Consider the following 24292-nt stretch of genomic DNA (forward strand, 5'->3'; position numbering starts at 1 on the left):
AGCTAATGGATAGAATCCATTAGCTTTTTTATTTAAAACCTACTTTAACATAGCATTATAGGTATTTCAACTACTATACTTTCTTGGTCAATCGTTATATTTGTAACTACAAATGGTCTTTCAGTAGATTCTGGATCAGTACTATATAATATCAAACCAACTTGATGACCCATCTTTACCGTATAATCGGTAGGAATCATGTCAAAGTTATATTTATAAAACATATCACTTTGAATAGCATCTTTGCTCCAATTACACGTTCTATTCTGAGCATTCATCCAGCCCCTTGTTATAATTTTATATTCAGAGGGCTCTTTTTCGCTCATAAATCTCATCTCATCATCTATAGGGGTATTTTTCCCCCAGACAATGCCATCTTTTTCGGCAATTTCCTGAGTTTCAATTAATCTATATTCCCTTCCAAAATCCACAAGCATTGCACTTAAAATCGCAGTATGTTTATCTATGGCCGCATTAAACTCAACATTTGTGGTCCCACAAATGCGAATTTCCTCTTTTGGGTTCCATAGATACTTTAAGGAATAATTATTATCCTCTAAGACAACACCCTTTTGCCATTCTGACAAATTATTCTTTTTTCGGCTATACTTAGTGGCATCCAAATTATCAACAAAAGTTCTTTCGCTCTTATTTGCTATAGGAAATAAAATCTTTTTACAATTATGAGTCCCCCATTCCTCTGATTTAAACCATACCCCCTGGTCAAGATTACTCTGAACAAAAACCTCCGATTTTTTATCTTGTATGCCATTGTCAATTTCATATAACCAATAATCCATCCATTGATGCAAAATTTTATTAAAGTTAGACCCTTCAAGGTTGTGGATATAGACATGCGCTCCTTGGTGAAGCATCATTCTTCTTGGCAGATCTCTTTTAACCAGTTCTTCCCACAAAGGAATGCACTGGTTCATCTTAACGTTCCAATCATTTATTCCATGAACTATAAATACAGAGGCTTTTATATTGTCAACTAAGTTCAGATAATTTCTCTCATCCCAAAACCTATTATAGTTCCCACTAATTCTGTCCTGCTCCTTTGCCATAATCTTTAAGGCAGTTTCATAAGGAACTTTTATTTTTAAATAGTCCGCTTCATCTAAAGCCCTGCTACAGCAATAATTTGATAATATCGTGATATCATCACCTTGCCAGCCTAAAGGCGGTACATTTAAGCCATTGTACCGATCATACGCAAACCAATTGGAGATTGCCGCTTCTGGAATTATAGTTTTTAACCCCTTTACTCCAGTGGTAGCAACACCTATACACATGGTTCCCAGATAGGATTTGCCTGACATGGCAACATTTCCAGTACACCATTCCGCCTTTATCTCAATATTATCAGTTTTATTTGTAAAAGCTCTGCAACGTCCATTTAGCCAGTCTATAACAGATTTAAACCCCAGTATTTCTTCCCTTGATCCTGATAAGGTAATGCCTTCTGAGCCTCTGGTTCCAAGTCCACCACAAAACACAGAAGCATATCCTCTGGAGTTAAAATAGCTGTACCAATCCGTTATGCAATCAAGTTCTATCTCCTCAATTTCAGAAGTTTCAGCAAATCCTTTGGTTTCTCTTGCTTCATAAGCTAATGCTCTTTTATCTACACTAAAATCATATAAAATCTCTTCTTTATTTATATTTTGCTGTGGAAATACTTTTAAGTCCTTATCCACATTATAGGGAGTATACCCCTCTTCATTACATGCCATCATATAAGGGTTAGCCACATAAATAGCTGGTACTTTATAACCCTCAAGAGTTTCTTTTGGCCTCCTGATGTATACTGCAATTAAATCTAGTTTGCCATCGCCATCGGTATCTACAGGTGTTTCCACAAATACTTGCTCAAATAAACATTCTTTATAATCTACAATGGGCTGAGTTTTATTACCCTTTATTAAACCCTGTATGATATTTTTTTCTCTTTTGCTTAACATTATGCCCTCTTTAAATATCTTTTCCATATCATTACAAATACTGCACCTATTAGTAACATTACTATTAGGAATCCAAAGAAGTATCTGAAACCAGTAACTCCAGGGAACCCATCAATCAACACTCCCGCTAGTAAAGAACAGAAAATTTCAGGAAGATAGCCAACCGTTGAAATAACTCCTGCTGCCGTGCCCGAATATTCTTCTGGTATATTGCCCTCATCCATCATTGCCCATGTCATAGCATAGTTTACATTGTAGAAGAAATAGATTATTAAAAATAGGATTGTAAATACTGCTATCATACTGCTATTGGCAGGTAAAATTAATATTCCAGCAGTACCAGCTGCCATTATTAAGAAAGATACTAGCAACAGATTGCCTGTGCCCACTTTATCTGCCAAATACCCACCACCAACGTTGGAAATTGGACTAATCCATCTTTTAGCAGCTGCTAAAGCAGCACCAAAGGTAACTGTAGCACCTAAAATGCCTGTAGCATATGGAGTAAAGTAATATAATGATAATGTAAATACGTAATTACAGAAGGTAATCAATCCAATAATCCATACTGCTGGTAATCTTAATACCTTTCCAATATCATGAAAGGAAATTCTTTCCCCTCCTCCAATTTTTTCATTTCCCATCTTAAAGAAAACTAATAATCCACATAAAATAGTTAGTATAGAATAGAAAATAATTACATATTTCATTCCAGTCTGATCATCCAAATGCTTAACACCAATTTGGAAAGTTATCACTGCTAAAGGTGCCATAATAGCTGCTACAACACCTCTGCCCCCTTCGAACCAACCAAAAGCTTTTCCTTGATTATCTGAATCAGAAAGTATACGAACAGCTTTTACACATGCAGGCCAAAAGGCAAATAATGAAGTTATTCCCCAAAAAGCATATAAACAAACCAGCGCGGTAAAATTCAATGGTAATAAATGAACGAATCCACCGAGACCAGTCCCTACTAGAGACAAGGTTAAAATTGTTTTAATTGAAAACCTGTCGGCAATAATTCCACCAAACAGGTAAGAAATCATGCCAAAAATCCCAAGAACACTTCCAAATACGCCCATCTGGGTATTGGTTAAATGATACGCCTCTAAATACGCATCATAATAGTCATATCTGAAATATGGCAGACCATAAATAATGGATCCACTTGCTGCTACTAATAAAATTACTAAAAAGTTTTTGGACATTTTTTCTCCAAGTCCAAGCTTAGAAAATATCTTTTTCATACTGTTTCTCCTTATCACGTTCTACAAATCATATAATTCATAATATTTTCTTCTAAGATAACTAATATAATATTTTGAAGAGACACCACCTCCTGTTACTTTTTTTATTAGGTCTGAAGCACTATATACCGCTCCACATTTATGAACATTTTCAGCTAACCAATTATGTATTTTTTTAAATTGCCCTGTAAAAATCAGTTCTTCTAATGAACCAATTTCATTCTCCATCATAGCAGCGAACTGCGCAGCCATAAGGTTAGCTAAAAAGTAACTTGGAAAGAATCCGAAATATCCTGCTGCCCACTGTATATCCTGAAGGACACCCTGGCTATTATTAGGAGGATCTATTCCTAGGTATTCTTTATATTTTTTATTCCAAACTTCGGGTAATTGGCTGACACTTATTTGTCCATTAATAAGCTCTTTTTCAAGTTCATATCGAATAATAATATGGAGTGTATAGGTAAGCTCATCAGCATCAATTCTAATTAATGAAGGTTCAACCTTATTTATATTTTTATAAAATTCCTCAGGCTTTAATTTCTCAAACTGGGGAGAAAGTCTCTTCAACTTACTGCATATTGAATCACTAAATCCTCTGCTTCTTCCTACAATATTTTCATAAAATCTTCCTATAGCTTCTTCCACCCCAAAAGAAGCAACCTCTGCGAGCAATGTACTCATAAGATTCTTATCAATGTCCTGCTCATACAAGCCTTTGCCCCCCTCATGCAGGGTGTTGAAAATACCAGTTTTTATATTATTTTCATTATAAGATGTGACAATTCTTACATCCTCAGGAGAGCTAGCTAATGTTGTAGGATGCGCTCCTTGGTCTAATCGTCCAGAATTAAAATCAAATCCAATAGTAGATAATATCCATTCAGATAATTCCTTTTGTTTTTCAATTGTTAATGATATTCTGTCAGGCTCATTGTTCTTTGCCGCATTTCCTTCTTTTTCCCTTATTTGGTTTAATAGCTCTATAATAGAATCTCTTAGTTCACTAGAAAGCTTGTCTATCTCCTTTACGGTCATACCTTCTTCATAATACCCAATGAGTGCATCATACGGATTTTCTTCATATCCCCAGTATTCTGCGAAATATTTAAAGTATTCTACAATTTTCTCTAAATAAGGGCTAAAAAGTTTAAAGTCATCCTTCCCTTTAGCCTTTTCCCAGATTTGTTCTGCGTTGGCAATCAGTGATATATATTGCCCATACTCTCTTTCTGGAATTTTATTTACATAAGAGTTATTTTTTTTAATCCTGATTACCATACCATTTACTATTTTATCGTTTCGCTTATTTCCATCAAAATACTCTACATACTTTTTTAACTGACTATCAGAAAGAGCTTTATATAATTCTTCTGCTAAAAAACCCATAACCTGACTACGATACTCAATGCCATTCATAGGCATATAGGTGATTTTATCCCAATAAATCAGAGAATTCAGCGTATATTTAAGATATTCTATTCTCCTAACTTTTTCTTTAAATTCAAATAGCATTTTTCCGTATTTGTCACTTTGTTTATTCATAACTACTAACCTCATTTTAGTTTGATTTTATTTTTACTTGTATTTATATTGAGTAAAAAATGGATGCAATGAATTCCCTGTAAATAATTCTTTAGGTTCTTTAGGTATATGATTATCTCCTGTAGGCTTTGTCCGTATTAAAAGGTTTTCATCTTCTACAGTTTCAATTAATGCCAAAAGTATCTTGGCTTCTCTTTTTGCTTTCTGTAAATTAAACTTATGCGTTCTCACTGTTGCAGCACTGATTCCCATCTTCTCACATATCATTTTGTTATCCATCTGCTCATACATATTTGTTAAAATATTTTTTTGTATGTCCGTTAGCCCACAGATTTGCTTATCAAGATTCAAGAGCGCATGAAATGAGCCCCCATGCTCCTCTTTAATATGCTCTATTGCTGCTTTTTCTGCTGTAAACATCCTTCCGTGATTAGAATAGATTATACCCTCTTCAAACACTTCTCCACAAAATATACAAGTATACTCTTGAGTTTCTTCTTTTATAACATATCCATTTATTAATTCTGCAATTGAAAGATCCTTAAAGTCTGCATAACTTTCATTTCCTTCTATTTTTCCGTTCATTTTCGCTCCTACTTTGTAAACAAATTTAAATAACGTTTATATATAACCAAACATTACCACATTTCATTTATATTTTCAATTACTATTTTGTTAACAGGTAATTTATTCTAAAAAAAGGTAATATTATGAATAATTTTGTGTTATGATAATTGTTGGTATTTTTAACATCATATAATATATTGGGAACTTTATTTACATTAAAAGGAGATTTTAATAAAATGAAAAAGTATCAACAGCTGCTATCAACTTCTTTAATCATTTTTGTTGCAAACATTGTTTTGGCTTTTGCAGTAGCCTGCTTTATAAGGCCTCATGGAATCATTATGGGAGGCGCAACAGGGTTATCATTAACACTTGAACATTATCTGGGCGTAAATCTTTCCATTACTCTTACCATTTTAAATGTATGCCTATTTCTTCTAGGTTTCTTTTTCCTAGGGAAAAGATTTGCACTTACTACAATATTGAGTACGTTTCTTTATCCACTTTTTGTCAGTATATTCTTGTCCATTAAACCATTGTCAAAGCTTACAGAAGATGTACTGCTTTCCACTATTTTAGGTGGAATACTTTTGGGGGTTGGTATGGGTTTAATCTTAAGGATGGGAGCATCTACAGGCGGCATGGATATCCCTCCACTGATTCTAAATAAAAAATTTCATATTCCTGTGGCATTATCCTTATACACCTTTGACACCTGCATACTACTGACACAAATTGGCTTTTCAACAACTGAACAAGTTTTATATGGTGTACTATTCACTATACTCACCAGCTCTATCGTAAATAAAGTTATACTTTCGGGTACACAACGTTCCCAGCTGTTTATTATTTCAAAAGAATATAACAAAATAAGAGATGCACTTCTTCACGACTTAAATTTGGGAGTCTCTTTGATTTGTATGGAAACGGCTATGACCCAGAACCCCCAAATGGCGGTACTTTGTGTGACTACAAGTAGAAAAGTATATAGTGTTAACGCAGTGGTTCAACAAATTGATCCTAGCGCATTTATAACAATAAGCAGTATTAATGAGGTTAAAGGCAGAGGTTTTAGTTTTGACAGAGACCCTACTAATTAATAAATAAACAGCACCGCAGATTAGAATATAATTTGTCGGTGCTATTTTTTGCGCGCATTGTAAACCTGTATCATTTTTTCAGTTTACATTCATAACACCTTGTGTTATACTAGCCCTAGATTAGCAAAGTTTTACATTTGTTTAATTACGATTCATTTTGTAATCTAATTAGTAAAACAAATGCTAAATTTTATGGCAAGGAGTTTATTATGAACATAGAAAATACCACTATTTTAACTGCAAAAAGAAAAATCACTACCAGTCAAATGGTTTTATGCGCCTTATTCACTGCTTTAACTGCTGTCGGTGCTTTCATTCAAATTCCAGTACCTTTTATGGACTATTTTACCTTACAATTCTTGTTTGTTACACTTGCGGGTATGATTCTTGGGTCACGTCTGGGGAGTATTGCTATAGGTACTTATGTTCTAATGGGCCTGTTGGGCATTCCTATCTTCGCTGCTGGAGGCGGGATACAATACATATTCAGGCCAAGCTTCGGATATTTAATAGGTTTTATTCTAACTGCCTTGTTCGTAGGTCTTTTATGTGAAAATTTTAAAAATGCTACTTTAAAACATTATTTAACTGCTGCCTATATTGGCATGTTTATTACTTACGCTATTGGTTTTGCCTATAAATACTTTATGCTAAATTTCTATATGCACGAACCTACTGCTATTTGGGCTGTTATTACAGCCTCTCTTCCTCTTGATATTCCAGGGGATGCTCTTTTATGTGTATTGGCTTCGCTGTTAGCTGTACGTATCTGTAAAGCGTTAAAAAGATTGGGGATTTAGAAATGATAAAAAAATTAAAGGATAAAATCACTAATGGGTATAAAATCACAAAAGAGGAAGCGTTAAGTCTATATGAGATATCATTATACTCCAAGGAGAAATTGGATGCTCTTTGTCATGCCGCTAATGAAATTCGAAAGCAGTACTGCGGAAATGATTTTGATATTTGCACTATTATAAATGGAAAATGTGGACGTTGTTCTGAAGACTGTAAATATTGTGCCCAGTCTGTACATTACCCAGTAGATACAGAAAATCACCCTCTGCTTGATACAGAACCATTGCTAGACGGAGCAAAATATAATAGAGATAAAGGCATCCTGCGTTATTCCATAGTTACCTCAGGCAGAACACTTACAGGCAATGAATTAGAACAGTTGTGTGAAAGTTATAATAAGATTCATGCCAACTCGGATATAGCACTATGTGCTTCCCATGGGCTTTTAACTTATGAACAGTTCATAAAATTAAAGAATGCTGGAGTAGTTCGTTATCATAATAACTTAGAGACTTCCAAAAGGAATTTTCCCTATATCTGCACCACCCATACCTACGAGGATAAAATATCTGCAATTAAAGCTGCCCAAAAGGCTGGGCTTACAGTCTGTAGTGGTGGAATAATGGGACTTGGAGAAACTATGGAGGACAGGATTAGTATGGCTTTTGATCTAAGAGAATTAGATATAAAGTCTGTGCCAATAAATATTTTAAATCCTATACCTCATACACCTTTTGAAAATAATACAATTTTAAGTATTGAAGAAGTAAAAACAATTGTCGCTGTCTTTCGCTTTATTCTTCCAGATGCAGCCCTCAGACTGGCAGGTGGAAGAGGCCTTTTAGCCGATAAAGGACGTAGTGTATTTACATCAGGTGCAAATGCGGCTATATCCGGAGATATGCTTACCACCTCTGGTATCAGTATTAGCTATGATATGGATATGATAAAAGACTTGGGATTTAAAACCTCTAAACTTTAACATTTCAATGCTGTGCAAAATTTTTATCATCAACTTAGGAGTCAAAATGGAAACCAATATATTTAACAATAAAAAAGGAATTTTTATAACTGGAACTGGTACCGATATAGGTAAAACCTACGTAAGCGGCCTAATTGTAAAAGTGTTGCGTGATAAGCATATAAATGCTGGTTATTATAAGCCTGCATTAAGTGGGGCATACATGAGAAATGGTAAATTAATTCCTGGGGATGCAGAATATGTCTGTGAAATATCAGGATTAACAGAACCTTATGAGAATTTGGTATCCTACATGTTTGAAACTGCAGTCTCCCCCCACTTGGCATCCCAAATGGAATCTGATTGCGAGATTGATAGGAACGTCATTTGGGAGGATTATAATAAATTGAGCCAAAAGTACGACTTCATGGTTGTAGAGGGTTGTGGGGGCATTTTGTGTCCTTTAAACACCCCTAAATCTTTATCCCCTGTTATTAACCACGATAAATCAAATTTACTTCTGCTGCCTGATATAATCAAACTCCTTAATCTTGACATAATCATTGTTGCAGATGCGGGTCTGGGTACTATAAATCTTGTTCTGCTTACAGTAGAATATGCAAAACAAAGTCATATAGGAATCGCAGGCATTATACTGAATCATTTTGAGGAACATAACTTTCTACATCAAGACAATAAAAAACAGATAGAGTTTCTTACAGCTCTACCTGTTTTAGCCTGTATCCCTACGAAAGCAGAAATTTAAATATTATTTAAACATTTCACATGCAATCTGGGATGCAAGTTTTGCATTATTGTATACTAACTGAATATTTGAATCAAGGCTTTCTCCACCTGTAATCTCCTTAATCTTAGCAAGTAAAAATGGAGTTGTTTCTTTTCCCTTAATTCCTTTAGTCTGCGCTTCTTCTATAGCATCCTCTATAGACTTATTGATATATGCTGGGTTCATAGCATACTGCTCTGGAATCGGATTAGTTACAAGCATTCCGCCTTTAAGTCCCAATTCAAGTTTTGCAGTCCATGCATCCGCAATTTCTTTAGGTGTATCCATACGATAGTCTACATTAAAGTCACTTTCTCTAGTATAGAAAGCTGGAAGTGTCTTTGTCTGGTATCCAATAACAGGTACGCCCTTTGTTTCTAAGTATTCTAACGTAAGCCCTAAATCGAGAATTGATTTTGCCCCTGCACAGACAACCATTACTGGTGTCATTCCTAGTTCTTCAAGGTCAGCAGAAATATCCATAGTAACTTCAGCTCCTCTATGCACTCCACCAATACCACCCGTAGCAAAGACTTTAACACCAGCCATTGCCGCTAAAATCATAGTCGTAGCTACAGTTGTTGCTCCATCAGCTTTCGCAGCTACTAAAACAGGAACATCTCTTCTGCTGGCTTTCGTAACCTCAAGACCCTTTTTTCCTAGATAGTCTATTTCTTCTGGAGAAATGCCTACCTTTAATCTGCCTTTTATTATTGCAATAGTCGCTGGTATTGCACCATTTTCACGTATAATTTTTTCTACCTGCAATGCTGTTTCAACATTCTGAGGATAAGGCATTCCATGAGAAATAATTGTAGATTCAAGAGCAACAACAGGCTTTCCTGTTTTTAATGCTTCTTTCACTTCTACTGCAACATCTAAATATCTATTAAATTCATTCATTGTTTTTTACCTTCCTTTTTGCTAGTTATTCAGCCTTTATTTTATATTATATTCCATGAAAGCATTTCCATCAAAATCCTTCCACGTAAATGTATTATCTTCTAAAATCATGTAGCTATGGGTGCTATTCTCTTTAGGAATAGAAACCGACCCAGGGTTCATATATATATAATCTATCTGTCCACATTGTCCATAACCTTTGCATTTAGGCACATGTGTATGACCATTTAAGAGTATATCACCTTTCTTAAGCGGTGGTAAATTTTCAGGATTTAACTTATGTCCGTGAGTTATAAACATCATACGATGCCCCAGGTATAATATACAATATTCCGCTAAAACTGGAAAATTCAGCACCATCTGGTCCACTTCTGCCTCACAGTTGCCTCTTACACACAATATTTCTTCACTTATATTATTAAGCATTTCTATGACTCTTTTAGGCTCGTAATCTTTTGGCAAATCATTTCTGGGTCCATGATAAAGAATATCTCCAAGTAATAATAATTTTTCTGCTTTTTCTTCCTTAAAAACTTCTATCATTTTATTACAGTAATAAGCAGAACCATGTATATCTGATGCTATCATTACTTTCATATTAACCCCCCCTTAAGTATCTGGTTATAAAGCAATACCGTATTCTTTATTTTACCACAAAACACCTTTTATTGCATATAACATATATTATTTAAAAAATGTGGCTTCGCCACTCCGCTAGGGAACCCCTTTGTTCCCTTCGGCGCTCATTTTATTCGCTGAGTCCCCTCCTTAATGGACAAAGAGGCTTCCCCCTCTGCACTTCCTTTTTTATATGATAGGAAAATCTATCGATATTTCCTATCATATAAAAAAGACGGTTTCGTAAGAAACCGTCTTTAAAAACTATTTTGCTAAATATAATTATTCAACAACTGTAGCAACTACGCCAGAACCTACTGTTCTTCCGCCTTCTCTAATAGCGAATCGAAGTCCTTCTTCGATTGCGATTGGGTGGATTAGTGTAATTGTCATTGTAATGTTATCTCCAGGCATACACATTTCTGTTCCTTCTGGTAACTGAAGATCTCCTGTTACGTCTGTTGTTCTGAAATAGAACTGTGGTCTGTATCCGTTGAAGAATGGAGTATGTCTTCCACCTTCTTCCTTCTTTAGTACGTATACCTCTGAAGTGAATTTTGTATGTGGGTGGATTGTTCCTGGTGCGCAAAGTACCTGTCCTCTTTCGATTTCAGTTCTCTGAATACCTCTTAGTAGTGCTCCGATGTTATCTCCTGTTTCAGCGTGATCTAATAACTTTCTGAACATTTCGATTCCTGTTACTACTACTTTTCTTCTTTCCTCTACTAGTCCGATGATTTCTACTTCGTCTCCAACCTTTAGAGTTCCTCTTTCTACTCTTCCTGTAGCTACTGTACCTCTTCCTGTGATTGAGAATACGTCTTCTACTGGCATGATGAATGGTTTGTCATTGTCTCTTTCTGGTTCAGGAATGTATGAATCTACTGCTTCGAATAATTCAACAATCTTGTCTCCCCATGGACCTTCTGGATTTTCTAATGCTCCTAATGCGGATCCTCTGATGATTGGTGTATCATCTCCTGGGAATTCATATTCGTCTAGTAATTCTCTGATTTCCATTTCTACTAAGTCAAGTAATTCTTCGTCGTCTACCATATCGCACTTGTTTAAGAATACGATGATATATGGTACGCCTACCTGTCTTGAAAGTAGAATGTGTTCTCTTGTCTGAGGCATTGGTCCATCAGTTGCTGCGCATACTAGGATTGCTCCATCCATCTGTGCTGCTCCTGTAATCATGTTCTTTACATAGTCAGCATGTCCTGGGCAGTCTACGTGAGCGTAGTGTCTGTTTGGTGTTTCATATTCAACGTGAGCTGTTGAAATAGTAATACCTCTTTCTCTTTCTTCTGGTGCTTTATCAATCATGTCGAAGTCAACCTTCTGACCTAGACCATATCTCTGGTGAAGAGTCTTTGTGATTGCTGCTGTAAGAGTTGTCTTACCATGGTCAACGTGACCAATTGTTCCGATATTTACGTGTGGCTTATTTCTTTCAAATTTCTGCTTTGCCATTTTAATAATCTCCTTTATACAAATCTATACTATTTGTTAATTTTTTCAATTAAGCTATCAGGTAACTTTTCGAAGTGGTCCATCTGCATTACATATACACCACGTCCCTGAGTCTTTGAACGAAGATCAGTTGCATAACCAAACATCTCTGATAGAGGAACGAAACCTCTTACTGCAACTGCACCAGCATTCATGTCAGAACCTTCGATTCTGCCTCTTCTTGAACTGATATCACCAATTACATCTCCCATGTAGTCTTCAGGAACTGTAACTTCAACCTTAAAGATTGGTTCAAGAAGTACTGGTTTAGCCTTTTTGCAAGCTTCTCTGAATGCCATTGAAGCAGCGATCTTAAATGCCATTTCGTTCGAGTCAACTTCATGATATGAACCATCATAAAGTTCAACACCAACGTCTACAACGTTATATCCTGCAATAGGACCAGCATTCATAGCTTCTCTAACACCTTCTTCAATCTTAGGAATGTATTCTCTAGGAATAGCACCACCAACGATTGAATTTTTGAATTCAAAGCCTTCGCCTGGCTGTCTTGGATAAACCCTAATCTTAACATGACCGTACTGACCACGACCACCAGACTGCTTAGCATACTTGTTGTCAATATCTGCAAGTTCTGTGATAGTTTCCTTATATGAAACCTGAGGCTTACCAACGTTAGCCTCTACCTTAAATTCTCTTAGAAGTCTGTCTACGATAATTTCAAGGTGAAGTTCTCCCATACCTGCAATAATTGTCTGTCCAGTTTCTGTATTTGTATAAGTCTTAAAAGTTGGATCTTCTTCAGCAAGTTTTGCTAAAGCAATACCCATCTTTTCCTGTCCTGCCTTAGTTTTAGGTTCAATAGCAATTTCAATAACTGGATCAGGGAATTCCATGGATTCTAAGATGATTTCGTGCTTTTCATCACAAATAGTATCACCTGTAGTAGTATCCTTGAAACCTACAGCTGCTGCAATATCCCCTGAATAAACTTCAGTGATATCTTCTCTCTTGTTTGCATGCATCTGAAGGATTCTTCCGATTCTTTCCTTCTTTCCCTTAGTTGAGTTATATACATATGAACCTGAAGTGATACTACCAGAGTATACTCTGAAGAAAGCTAGCTTACCAACAAATGGGTCAGCCATAATCTTAAATGCTAACGCTGAGAATGGTGCGTTATCATCAGCAGGTCTTTCATCTTCTTCTTCAGTACCAGGGATAATACCCTTAATTGCTGGTATATCAAGTGGTGATGGCATATAATCAACAACAGCATCCAGCATCATCTGAACGCCCTTGTTTCTGTATGCAGAACCGCAAGTTACAGGAACCATTTGTCCAGCAATAGTTGCTTTTCTAATCGTATCCTTGATTTCCTTCTTTGTAAGTTCTTCACCTTCTAAGAATTTCATTGTAAGTTCTTCATCACACTCAGCAACAGCTTCAATCATTTTTTCACGCCATTCAGCTGCTTGGTCCATCATATCTGCTGGAATATCTGTAATATCAAATTCCTTACCTAAATCATCCTTATATATCTCTGCTTTCATCTCTACTAAGTCGATAATTCCAATGAAACTATCTTCAAGCCCAATTGGTAGCTGAATGGGAACTGCGTTCGCTTTCAATCTGTCTTTAACCATGCCAACAACTCTGTAGAAGTTTGCACCTAAAATGTCCATCTTATTAATAAAGATCATTCTAGGAACTTCATACTTATCAGCCTGTCTCCAAACCGTTTCAGACTGTGGTTCTACTCCGCCTTTAGCGCAAAGTACTGTTACAGCTCCGTCAAGAACTCTTAGAGATCTTTCTACTTCCACTGTAAAGTCCACGTGTCCTGGTGTGTCGATTATGTTAATTCTATGACCCTTCCATTGTGCTGTAGTAGCAGCAGAGGTTATTGTGATACCACGTTCCTGTTCCTGTTCCATCCAGTCCATTGTAGCTGCACCTTCATGAGTTTCCCCAATCTTGTGAGTTTTTCCTGTGTAGAACAAAATTCTTTCTGTTGTAGTGGTCTTACCAGCGTCAATATGCGCCATAATACCAATATTTCTTGTATTTTCTAACGAAAAAGCTCTAGGCATATAAAATAACCCTCCCTTCTACTATTCTTTCTAAAATCTTTAATGGAATTACCATCTGTAATGTGCGAAAGCCTTATTAGCTTCTGCCATCTTGTGAGTATCTTCCTTCTTCTTTACTGATCCACCAGTACTGTTAGCTGCATCCATAAGTTCCTTAGCAAGTCTTTCATACATAGTCTTTTCGCCTCTAGCTCTAGTGTACTTTGTAAGCCATCTTAATCCTAGAGTCTGACGTCTTTCAGTTCTTACTTCAACTGGAACTTGGTAGTTAGCACCACCAACTCTTCTAGCTCTAACTTCTACTACTGGCATGATATTATTCATTGCCTTTTCAAATACTTCAATCGGTTCTTCACCAGTCTGCTGCTTAATCATGTCAAATGCATCATAGACGATTGACTGAGCTACACCCTTCTTACCATCTAACATGATACTGTTGATAAGCTTTGCAACAACTAGATTTCCATAAACCGGATCTGGAAGTACTTCTCTCTTTGGTGTATTACCTTTTCTTGGCACTTCTCTTCCCTCCTGTTAATCTTCGCTTTTTACATTAATTTTTTTCGCAAAAAGTTACTCTGTCATTACCCAAAAGCACAGGCAAGACAGTTTTGCTTTGTCGGTACTCGACATCCCGTAGAATGCCGCGGCGCACTTGATATATGTTTAAAAATAATTACATACTATTAACATTTATATCATGGCCTTTAAAATCCGATTATTATTTCTTTCCTGCTTTAGGTCTCTTTGCACCGTACTTTGAACGAGCCTGTAATCTGTTGTTTACTCCAGCAGTATCTAGAGTTCCTCTAACAATATGGTATCTTACACCTGGAAGGTCTTTTACTCTTCCGCCTCTGATAAGTACAACACTATGTTCCTGTAGGTTATGACCAATACCAGGAATATAAGCTGTTACTTCGATACCGTTTGTTAAACGTACTCTGGCAACCTTTCTAAGCGCTGAGTTAGGCTTCTTAGGTGTAACAGTCTTAACTGAAGTACAAACGCCTCTCTTCTGAGGAGCAGCAATATCAGTAGGTACTCTCTTAATTGAGTTTAAGCCCTTTAATAATGCTGGTGAATTTGACTTCTTAACTGCAGATTTTCTGCCATCACGTACTAATTGGTTAATAGTAGGCATTATTTTCTCCTTTCTTTAAACACTTTAAACTTGTGCACTTGGGTATTATTTCCCAAATGCACAAGTTTATTCGCAAGTTATATATTCTTATGCCTAAATCTTACAAAAAATCTCATAAAAACTAGGCCCAGAATCGATAAATATTTTATCACACTCACAGAATTCATGTCAAGCTAATTATTCTACATCTTCAAGCTCAACTATATCTGCTCCTGCAAAATCTGTATCAACTACGGATTCCATATCAGCAAGATCTGCAAAATCTTCCTCTTCTTCTTCCTCATTATTTGTAGAGAAAGATTCCATAAGTTCTGTATTCACACCATAGTCAAGTTCTATACCTTTATATCTCTTCATTCCTGTACCGGCAGGTATCAACTTACCGATAATAACATTCTCTTTAAGTCCAAGAAGACAATCCTTCTTGCCCTTGATTGCTGCATCTGTAAGAACTCTTGTAGTTTCCTGGAAAGATGCCGCTGATAAGAATGAGTTGGTAGCAAGTGATGCCTTTGTAATTCCAAGAAGCACTCTCTTGCCTACTGCAGGTTCTCCACCATTTTGAACAGCAACAGCATTGGCTTCTTCAATTTCAAATACACTGTAAAGGCCACCTGGAAGCAGTGTTGTATCTCCTGCTTCTTCAATTTTACACTTTGAAAGCATCTGACTTACAATAACTTCTACGTGCTTATCATTGATATCTACACCCTGTTGCTTATATACACGCTGTACTTCTTTTAGAAGATACTGATATACACCTTCAACACCATTTAGTCTTAAGATATCATGAGGATTTAATGGCCCCCTAGTGATTGAACCACCCGCAAGAACATAATCGCCTTCCTTAACATTCAATCTAGCACCGTAAGGAATGATATATGATCTTTCTTCTTCTCCTCTTACCTTAACCTCAGTCTTGTTATCTTTTCTAGATTCTATAGAAACTACTGTACCATCTGCTTCACAGATTTCTGCAAGTCCCTTAGGTTTTCTAGCTTCGAAAAGTTCTTCAACTCTTGGAAGACCCTGTGTAATATCGCTACCTGCTACACCACCAGTATGGAATGTTCTCATTGTTAACTGAGTACCTGGTTCACCGATAGATTGAGCAGCAGTAATACCAACTGCTTCTCCAATATTTACATTTTCACCTGTTGCAAGGTTTCTGCCATAACACTTAGCACAAATACCTGATGTACTGTGACAAGTCATAACAGATCGGATTGCTACTGCCTCAATACCACAGTTTTCAACATGTTCAGCTGCTGCTTCTGAAATTTCTTCATTCTGCTCAACAATTAATTCTCCAGTATTCGGATCATATATATCAGTAAGTGAAGTTCTTCCAACAATACGTAGTTTAAGTGCTTCGATAACTTCCTTACCATCAGTAAAGGCTCTTACCTCAATACCCTCATCTGTACCGCAGTCCACTTCCCTAACGATAACGTTATGAGATACGTCAACAAGTCTTCTTGTCAAGTAACCTGAGTCGGCTGTTCTAAGGGCTGTATCGGCTAGACCCTTTCTGGCACCATTCGTTGAAATAAAGTATTCCAGTACAGATAGTCCTTCACGGAAATTAGCCTTAATAGGAATTTCAATAGTCTTACCTGATGCATTAGCCATAAGTCCACGCATACCGCCGACCTGCTTAATCTGGTTTTTACTACCTCTTGCACCGGAGTGAGCCATGATGAACAAATTATTTAATGTTCCAAGTGAATTCATTAGTGCATCTGCAATCTCATCTGTTGTTCTATTCCAAATGCTGATAACTTTTTCATATCTTTCCTGGTTTGATACAAGACCTGCTCTGTAAGCCTTTTCATACTTATCAACTTGTGCTTCTGCTTTTGCAAGGATTTCTGGCTTTTCCTTCGGAATCTCCATGTCAGAAATACTGATTGTAACAGCACCCTTCGTTGAATAATGGAATCCCATATCCTTGATGGCATCCAGCATAATTGCAGTTCCTGTATTACCATGTACCCTGTAACACTTGTCAATAATCTGTCCTAGCTTTTTCTTGTCACACAGGAAGTCTACTTCAAGTGCATATTTATCAACTTTTCTATCAATGTATCCTAAATCCTGAGGAATATTTGAGTTAAAGATAAATCTACCAATTGTTGATTCTACCAGCTTACCTCTTTCATCATTCTCATCAAGATACCTTCTTACTTTAACTTTAGCATGAATTCCAACAACACCGTTCTGGTATGCCATCATCATTTCATCAAAGTCTGTAAAGACTTTTCCGTCTCCCTTTTCCGCATCAGTACTTCTGTCTTCGATGCCTGGGTGAGTCAAATAATAACTTCCAAGAATCATATCCTGCGTAGGAGTCGTAATTGGAGAACCATCCTTTGGCGCAAGAATATTGTTAACTGACAGCATCAAGAATCTTGCTTCTGCCTGAGCTTCAACGGATAAAGGAACATGAACCGCCATCTGGTCACCGTCAAAGTCAGCGTTAAACGCGGTACACACTAATGGGTGAAGCTTAATAGCCTTACCTTCTACTAGTACAGGCTCAAATGCCTGTATGCCTAGTCTGTGAAGAGTAGGGGCACGGTTAAGCATTACCGGATGCTCCTTAATAACACTTTCTAAAACATCCCAAACTTCAGGTTTTATTTTTTCAACCATTCTCTTAGCACTCTTAATGTTATGTGCGTGTCCGTTTTGAACAAGCTTCTTCATAATAAATGGTTTGAATAATTCAAGCGCCATTTTCTTAGGAAGACCACACTGATAGAATCTAAGTTCTGGTCCTACTACGATTACTGAACGTCCAGAGTAGTCTACACGCTTACCAAGAAGGTTCTGTCTAAATCTACCCTGCTTACCTTTCAGCATATCTGATAGGGATTTTAAAGGTCGTGAGCCAGGGCCTGTTACAGGTCTGCCTCTTCTACCATTATCGATAAGAGCATCAACAGCTTCTTGAAGCATTCTCTTTTCATTTCTTACGATAATGTCAGGAGCTCCAAGTTCCAAAAGTCTTTTTAATCTGTTATTTCTGTTAATAACTCTTCTATATAAATCATTTAAATCAGAAGTGGCAAATCTGCCACCGTCTAACTGAACCATAGGTCTTAAATCTGGTGGAATAACTGGAATAACTTCAAGTATCATCCATTCAGGCTTATTATTTGAAAGTCTTAAAGCTTCTATTACTTCAAGTCTTCTAACAATTCTTATTTTCTTCTGACCTGATGCATCTTTAAGTTTCCTTCTTAAATCGTCTGCCAGTTCAGGTAAATTAATCTGTGCAAGAAGTTCTCTGATGGCTTCTGCACCCATACCTGCCCTAAAATCATTACCAAACTTTTCTCTAGCTTCTCTATACTGCTGTTCAGTAAGAATTTCTTTATAACCAAAGCTTGTATTGCCTGGGTCTGTTACGATATACGCTGCAAAATAAAGTACTTTTTCAAGATTCCTAGGAGAAATATCTAATACAAGACCTATTCTGCTTGGAATGCCTTTAAAATACCAAATATGAGAAACTGGAGCTGCCAGAGCAATATGACCCATTCTTTCTCTTCTTACTTTTGCTTTTGTTACTTCTACACCACAACGGTCACATACAATCCCCTTGTATCTGATTCTCTTATACTTACCACAATGACACTCCCAGTCCTTTGTAGGTCCGAAAATCCTTTCGCAGAACAGTCCCTCTTTTTCAGGTTTTAAAGTTCTGTAGTTAATTGTTTCAGGTTTCTTAACTTCGCCATGTGACCAGCTAAGAATTTTTTCTGTAGAAGCAAGATTAATCTGTAATGCTTCAAAATTGTTTAATTCGTAGTTATTATTATCACTCAAGGAGTCCCTCCCCCTTTCTATAACTCATCATCAAGCTCTTCGCTTACTCCAAGGTCTATAATGTCTAAATCTTCATCGTCATCTTCTGATTCGTCAATATCTTCCTCTAAAAACTCTTCTTCAAATACTTCAGGCTCTCCTTCAGCATCTAAATCTATAATATTTTCAAGACTTGAAATACCTTCAAATTCAGTTGATTCCTTTATTTCAATTTCCTCATTGTCTTCAGTCAAGACTTTAACATCAAGGCCTAAACTCTGCATCTCCTTAATAAGAACCTTAAATGATTCAGGAATACCTGGTTCAGGAATATTTTCGCCCTTTACAATAGCTTCATAAGTCTTTACACGACCTACAACATCATCGGATTTTACAGTTAGGATTTCCTGTAATACATGAGCTGCACCATAAGCTTCAAGAGCCCATACTTCCATTTCTCCGAAACGCTGTCCGCCGAACTGAGCTTTACCTCCAAGAGGCTGCTGAGTTACAAGTGAATAAGGACCCGTACTTCTTGCATGAATCTTATCATCTACAAGGTGATGTAGTTTCAGCATATACATATATCCAACTGTAACCGGATTGTCAAATGGCATACCAGATCTACCATCACGTAGTTTTAACTTACCAGTTTCAGGATATCCACATTCACCAAGAAGTTTAATAATATCTTTTTCGTTTGCGCCATCAAATACTGGGGTTGCAATATACCAGTCCTTAAATTTAGCTGCTAGACCTAAGTGCACTTCTAATACCTGCCCAACGTTCATACGGGAAGGTACACCTAGAGGATTAAGCATTACCTGAATTGGCTCACCATTTTCCATAAATGGCATATCTTCTTCAGGAAGGATTCTTGAAATTACACCCTTATTACCATGACGTCCGGCCATCTTGTCACCAACGCTAATTTTTCTCTTTGTAATGATATAACATCTAACCAGTTTATTTACTCCTGGTGGAAGTTCATCTCCATTTTCTCTTGAGAAAATCTTAACGTCCACAACAATACCTGTTTCGCCGTGAGGTACTTTAAGTGAAGTGTCTCTTACTTCTCTCGCTTTTTCACCGAAGATTGCACGAAGCAGTCTTTCTTCTGCTGTAAGTTCCGTTTCACCCTTAGGTGTTACTTTACCTACAAGTATATCGCCTGGATTAACTTCAGCACCAATTCTAATGATGCCTTCTTCATCAAGGTCTCTTAATGCTTCCTCACTTACGTTCGGAATGTCTCTTGTTATTTCTTCAGGTCCAAGTTTTGTGTCTCTGGCTTCAGCTTCATACTCTTCAATGTGAAGAGTTGTAAGCTTATCTTCCATTACAAGACGTTCATTTAAGATGATAGCATCTTCATAGTTGTAACCTTCCCAAGTCATGAATCCAATTAGAAGGTTTCTTCCAAGTGCAATTTCACCCAAGTCCGTTGAAGGTCCATCCGCAATTACTTCACCCTGCTCTATGTGCTCACCATGGTTTACAATCGGTCTCTGATTTATACAAGTGCTTTGGTTAGCACGTTTAAACTTTAGTAATGTATATTCATCCGTACCCGTAGCATCGTCTCTCTTGATTCTAATCTTTGTTGCATCAACAAATTCAACTGTTCCGGCATTCTTAGCAAGAATGACAACACCTGAATCTCTAGCCGCCTTATATTCCATACCTGTACCAACATATGGTGCATCTGGAATTAGAAGAGGAACTGCCTGACGCTGCATGTTAGATCCCATCAAGGCTCTGTTCGCATCGTCGTTTTCAAGGAATGGAATCATAGCTGTAGCAACAGATACAACCTGCTTAGGTGATACGTCCATATAGTCAATCAGTTCTCTAGGTACAAGGTCGATTTCACCGCCAACTCCTCTAGATGCAACTTTATAATTTACAAATTTGCTTTCTGAGTCAAGAGGTTCGTTAGCCTGTGCAATAATTAACATTTCTTCTTCATCTGCTGTTACGTATTCAATATAATCCTGAACCACACCTGTTTTTTTATCAACTGGTCTGTATGGTGCTTCAATAAAACCATATTCGTTAATCTTACCATAGGTTGTAAGTGAACCGATAAGTCCGATATTAGGACCTTCAGGAGTTTCAATAGGACACATTCTGCCATAGTGGGAATGGTGTACATCTCTAACTTCAAAGCCAGCTCTTTCTCTTGACAAACCACCTGGTCCCAATGCAGATAATCTTCTCTTATGAGTTAATTCAGCAAGAGGGTTAGTCTGGTCCATAAACTGTGATAACTGGGAGCTTCCAAAGAACTCCTTTATAGCTGCTGTAACAGGCCTGATATTCATAAGAGCCTGAGGCGTAGTAACCTCAATGTCCTGAATAGTCATTCTTTCCTTAACAACTCTTTCCATACGAGCAAGACCTATTCTGAATTGGTTCTGTAAAAGTTCACCAACCGTTCTAAGTCTTCTGTTACCTAAATGGTCTATATCGTCTACGCTGCCAATACCATAACTTAAGTTAAGAATATAACTTACTGAAGCAATAATATCATCTATAATAATGTGCTTAGGTGATAAGTCATTCTTTCTCATTACCAAAGCTTCTTTTATCTCATCTTCTGTAGAACACTCTTCAAGAATTTCCATTAGTACAGGATAATATACTTTTTCCTCTACTTTAAGTCCTTTAATATCGAAGTCTACATATAATTTTAAGTCAACAAATCTGTTACCAATAATCTTTGTAACAAATTCTTCGTCATTCTTACCGTAAGCATAAATTTCCTTTACACCTGCGTTCTCAATCTGGAAGCCTAATTCTCTTGATATTTTCTGGTCTTTTTCCACCAAAATCTCACCTGTATTAGGATCAAATATGTCTTCAGCTGCCACTACGCCGATGATTCTATTTGATAATCCAAGCTTTTTATTATATTTATATCTGCCAACTTTTGCAAGATCGTATCTTTTTGGATCAAAGAACAAGGCATCTAAGAAAGACTTAGCGCTATCCACAGTTGGAGGCTCACCAGGTCTAAGTTTTTTGTAAATTTCCTTAAGACCATCCTCATAATTGTCTGTTGGGTCCTTGTCCAAAGATTTTCGTAGTCTTGGGTCTTCACCAAAAATATCAACAATTTCCTGGTCTGTTCCAAAACCTAAAGCTCTTAGTAAAGTTGTAACCGGTTGTTTTCTAGTTCTGTCGACTCTTACTGAAATAATTTCATTCGAGTCTGTTTCATATTCAAGCCATGCTCCTCTATTAGGAATTATAGTCGTTGAGAACAGCTTATTGTTTGACTTGTCTACAGTTACATCATAATAAGGTCCAGGGGAACGAACTAGCTGAGTTACAACTACTCTCTCTGCACCATTGTATATAAATGTACCTTTTTCAGTCATCAGAGGGAAGTCTCCCATAAATACTTCTTGCTCTTTAACTTCTCCCGTTTCTTTATTAACTAATCTAACTTTTACTTTTAGTGGAGCTGCATATGTTACATCTCGTTCTTTACACTCCTCCTGTCCATATTTCGGAGGATCACTTAGCGAGTAATCGATAAATTCTAATACTAAGTTTCCTGCATAATCCTTAATCGGTGAGATGTCTTCAAAAACTTCATATAGACCTTCCTTTATGAACCAGTCATAAGATTCGGTCTGAATTTCGATAAGATTAGGCATTTCTGCTACTTCATTAATTTTTGAGAAGCTCATGCGCTTTTTTCTACCTACTGTAACGGGTGTTGGCATATTCATCACTCCTTATATCATGAATCTTCCTTAAAAGACTCACTCAAACTCAGATTCTTTGATCCAATGAACGCTTCACATTTAATAGCCATAGTCAATAGTGCGTTCATTATATCTTTAACAAATAACATTGTATGGCAGTCTACTATGATATCACAGCACACAATTCATGTCAAGATATTTTTTCTAGTTTTTACATAATTATTATTAACTTTCCATGAGTATTTAATTCAAATCTGGGCATAATTTATAAATTATGTTTTTAACTCAGCCTCATCTCTAAAAAAAGACGGCGAAATTCGCCGTCTTAAAATTAGATACTTCGTTTAAGCTTATTTCATTTCTACAGTTGCGCCAACTTCTTCTAACTGCTTCTTAATAGCTTCTGCTTCTGCCTTTTCAATGCCTTCTTTAATGTTTGAAGGAGCTCCGTCTACTAATTCCTTAGCTTCCTTTAAGCCTAAGCCAGTAAGTTCTCTAACAACCTTGATAACCTTAATCTTTTCTGCACCAGCACTTGTAAGTACTACTGTGAATTCTGTCTGTTCTTCAGCTGCTTCTGCACCAGCACCTGCTGCACCTGCTACTGCTACTGGAGCTGCTGCTGATACTCCAAATTCTTCTTCACATGCTTTTACTAATTCATTTAATTCTAAAACTGTCATCGCTTTGATAGCTTCGATAATCTGATCTTTATTCATTTTTGTTCTCCTTTTTATTATTATTTTTCATCTTATTTTTAAACTAATATTGTACATTTTGCTTTACAACTATATTCGGAAACTACGTCGTAGAATTCTGCAAGCTAAAGCTTGTGAATTCCTGACGGGACACTTTCCATACATTTTGTTTCACAAAATGTGGATAAGTGTTCCTATGCTTCCGCCTTAGCGTCTGCAATAGCCTGGAATGTTCTAACTGCCTTAGATACAGGTGATTGAATACTACCCATAAACTTAGCAATAAGTTCTTCTCTAGATGGAAGAGTAGCGATTGCTTCAATACCCTGTGCATCAAAGAAAGTTCCTTCAACAACACCAGCCTTAAAAGACATTTTCTTGTATTCTTTAATTACTCCGTTGATTACTCTTGCAGGAGCAACTGCATCTTCGTAACTGATAGCTACAGCACTTGGGCCCTCCAATACTTCAGCAAGACCTTCATACTTAGTTCCTTCGATAGCTCTCTTTACAAGAGTATTCTTGTAAACTGTATAATCTACATTAGCATCACGAAGTTTCTTTCTCATAGCATCAGCCTGTGCAACTGTAGTTCCAAGATAGTCAATTACTACTGCTGACTGAGCTTTTTCTAGCTTTTCTTTTATCTCGTCAATTATTAATTGTTTTTCTTTCTGTGCTTCTATTGACATTTACGACTCCTTTCTCCATCTGTCTCTTTGACAAATGATAATAAATCAGGGGTACTCCATAAAAAAATCCCTGCTAATCATAGACTAGCAAGGACAATATATTTATATTGTACCTCGGCGGGAAATTAAGCAAGCGCCCCCGCTGTCTACGGTTATAATTCTATTTA

At 36.8% G+C, this 24292-nt stretch carries 18 protein-coding genes and 1 other annotated feature (1 of these 19 cut by a window edge); of the genes, 4 read left to right on the top strand and 14 right to left on the bottom strand.

The features are described 5' to 3' along the window. Positions 1–44: 44 nt before the first annotated feature. From RTW14_RS04175 to RTW14_RS04190, 4 genes are read right to left on the bottom strand one after another with little or no spacing between them, the layout of a single operon-like run. On the bottom strand, positions 45–1964 hold the full coding sequence (locus RTW14_RS04175) for a Xaa-Pro dipeptidyl-peptidase (RefSeq protein ID WP_312648442.1): 1920 nt from the start codon (positions 1962–1964) through the stop codon (positions 45–47). Continuing rightward, the gene (locus RTW14_RS04180) at positions 1964–3214 is read right to left on the bottom strand and encodes an MFS transporter (protein WP_312648443.1); all 1251 of its coding nucleotides are present in this window, start codon (positions 3212–3214) and stop codon (positions 1964–1966) included. Before RTW14_RS04180 ends, RTW14_RS04175 begins: the two co-directional genes overlap by 1 nt. Positions 3215–3235: 21 nt before the next feature. After that, positions 3236–4759 carry a carboxypeptidase M32 gene (locus RTW14_RS04185; RefSeq protein ID WP_312648444.1) on the bottom strand — a complete coding sequence of 508 codons (1524 nt, stop codon included), beginning with the start codon at positions 4757–4759 and terminating at the stop codon, positions 3236–3238. Positions 4760–4792: 33 nt separating this feature from the next. Beyond that, positions 4793–5344 carry a LuxR C-terminal-related transcriptional regulator gene (locus tag RTW14_RS04190; protein WP_312648445.1) on the bottom strand — a complete coding sequence of 184 codons (552 nt, stop codon included), beginning with the start codon at positions 5342–5344 and terminating at the stop codon, positions 4793–4795. A 218-nt stretch (positions 5345–5562) separates the two neighbouring features. On the opposite strand from RTW14_RS04190, the gene RTW14_RS04195 reads away from it, so the two are divergent. From RTW14_RS04195 to bioD, 4 genes are all read left to right on the top strand, one after another. Continuing rightward, entirely contained in the window at positions 5563–6426 is an 864-nt protein-coding gene (locus RTW14_RS04195) for a YitT family protein (protein WP_312648446.1), read from the top strand. Positions 6427–6635: 209 nt separating this feature from the next. Continuing rightward, positions 6636–7226 (top strand): biotin transporter BioY, encoded by a 591-nt coding sequence (locus RTW14_RS04200; RefSeq protein WP_331654395.1) that lies wholly within the window; start codon positions 6636–6638, stop codon positions 7224–7226. A 2-nt stretch (positions 7227–7228) separates the two neighbouring features. Beyond that, entirely contained in the window at positions 7229–8206 is a 978-nt protein-coding gene (bioB, locus tag RTW14_RS04205; protein ID WP_312648447.1) for a biotin synthase BioB, read from the top strand. A gap of 46 nt (positions 8207–8252) precedes the next feature. Beyond that, complete coding sequence (gene bioD / locus RTW14_RS04210) at positions 8253–8951, top strand: dethiobiotin synthase (protein WP_312648448.1); 699 nt, start codon at positions 8253–8255, stop codon at positions 8949–8951. Positions 8952–8954: 3 nt separating this feature from the next. Here the strand turns inward: bioD and RTW14_RS04215 are convergent, their stop codons facing one another. The 10 genes from RTW14_RS04215 to rplJ all read right to left on the bottom strand — a co-directional run bounded on the left by RTW14_RS04215 (position 8955) and on the right by rplJ (position 24125). Further along, positions 8955–9875 carry a pseudouridine-5'-phosphate glycosidase gene (locus tag RTW14_RS04215; RefSeq protein ID WP_312648449.1) on the bottom strand — a complete coding sequence of 307 codons (921 nt, stop codon included), beginning with the start codon at positions 9873–9875 and terminating at the stop codon, positions 8955–8957. Positions 9876–9911: 36 nt separating this feature from the next. After that, positions 9912–10472 carry a phosphodiesterase gene (gene yfcE / locus RTW14_RS04220; protein ID WP_312648450.1) on the bottom strand — a complete coding sequence of 187 codons (561 nt, stop codon included), beginning with the start codon at positions 10470–10472 and terminating at the stop codon, positions 9912–9914. Between the two features lie 303 nt (positions 10473–10775). Continuing rightward, positions 10776–11969: an elongation factor Tu gene (gene tuf / locus RTW14_RS04225; protein ID WP_312648451.1), complete on the bottom strand. Its 1194-nt coding sequence runs from the start codon at positions 11967–11969 to the stop codon at positions 10776–10778. A gap of 29 nt (positions 11970–11998) precedes the next feature. Continuing rightward, a complete protein-coding gene (gene fusA, locus RTW14_RS04230; RefSeq protein ID WP_312648452.1) occupies positions 11999–14062 on the bottom strand; it encodes an elongation factor G in 2064 nt (687 codons plus the stop codon). A 48-nt stretch (positions 14063–14110) separates the two neighbouring features. Then, positions 14111–14581, bottom strand: coding sequence for a 30S ribosomal protein S7 (gene rpsG, locus RTW14_RS04235; protein ID WP_312648453.1), 471 nt, complete (start codon positions 14579–14581; stop codon positions 14111–14113). A 202-nt stretch (positions 14582–14783) separates the two neighbouring features. Then, the gene (gene rpsL / locus RTW14_RS04240) at positions 14784–15206 is read right to left on the bottom strand and encodes a 30S ribosomal protein S12 (RefSeq protein ID WP_312648454.1); all 423 of its coding nucleotides are present in this window, start codon (positions 15204–15206) and stop codon (positions 14784–14786) included. A gap of 177 nt (positions 15207–15383) precedes the next feature. Beyond that, entirely contained in the window at positions 15384–19040 is a 3657-nt protein-coding gene (gene rpoC / locus RTW14_RS04245; protein ID WP_312648455.1) for a DNA-directed RNA polymerase subunit beta', read from the bottom strand. A gap of 17 nt (positions 19041–19057) precedes the next feature. Further along, positions 19058–22753, bottom strand: a complete 3696-nt coding sequence (gene rpoB, locus RTW14_RS04250; RefSeq protein WP_312648456.1) for a DNA-directed RNA polymerase subunit beta — start codon at positions 22751–22753, stop codon at positions 19058–19060. 332 nt (positions 22754–23085) lie between these two features. After that, positions 23086–23454: a 50S ribosomal protein L7/L12 gene (rplL, locus tag RTW14_RS04255; protein ID WP_312648457.1), complete on the bottom strand. Its 369-nt coding sequence runs from the start codon at positions 23452–23454 to the stop codon at positions 23086–23088. 173 nt (positions 23455–23627) lie between these two features. After that, positions 23628–24125: a 50S ribosomal protein L10 gene (gene rplJ / locus RTW14_RS04260; RefSeq protein ID WP_312648458.1), complete on the bottom strand. Its 498-nt coding sequence runs from the start codon at positions 24123–24125 to the stop codon at positions 23628–23630. Between the two features lie 52 nt (positions 24126–24177). Then, positions 24178–24292 (bottom strand) — a sequence feature (ribosomal protein L10 leader region); it runs 3 nt beyond the window's last position.

Source organism: Aminipila sp. (assembly GCF_032051575.1).
Taxonomy (GTDB): domain Bacteria; phylum Bacillota; class Clostridia; order Peptostreptococcales; family Anaerovoracaceae; genus Aminipila.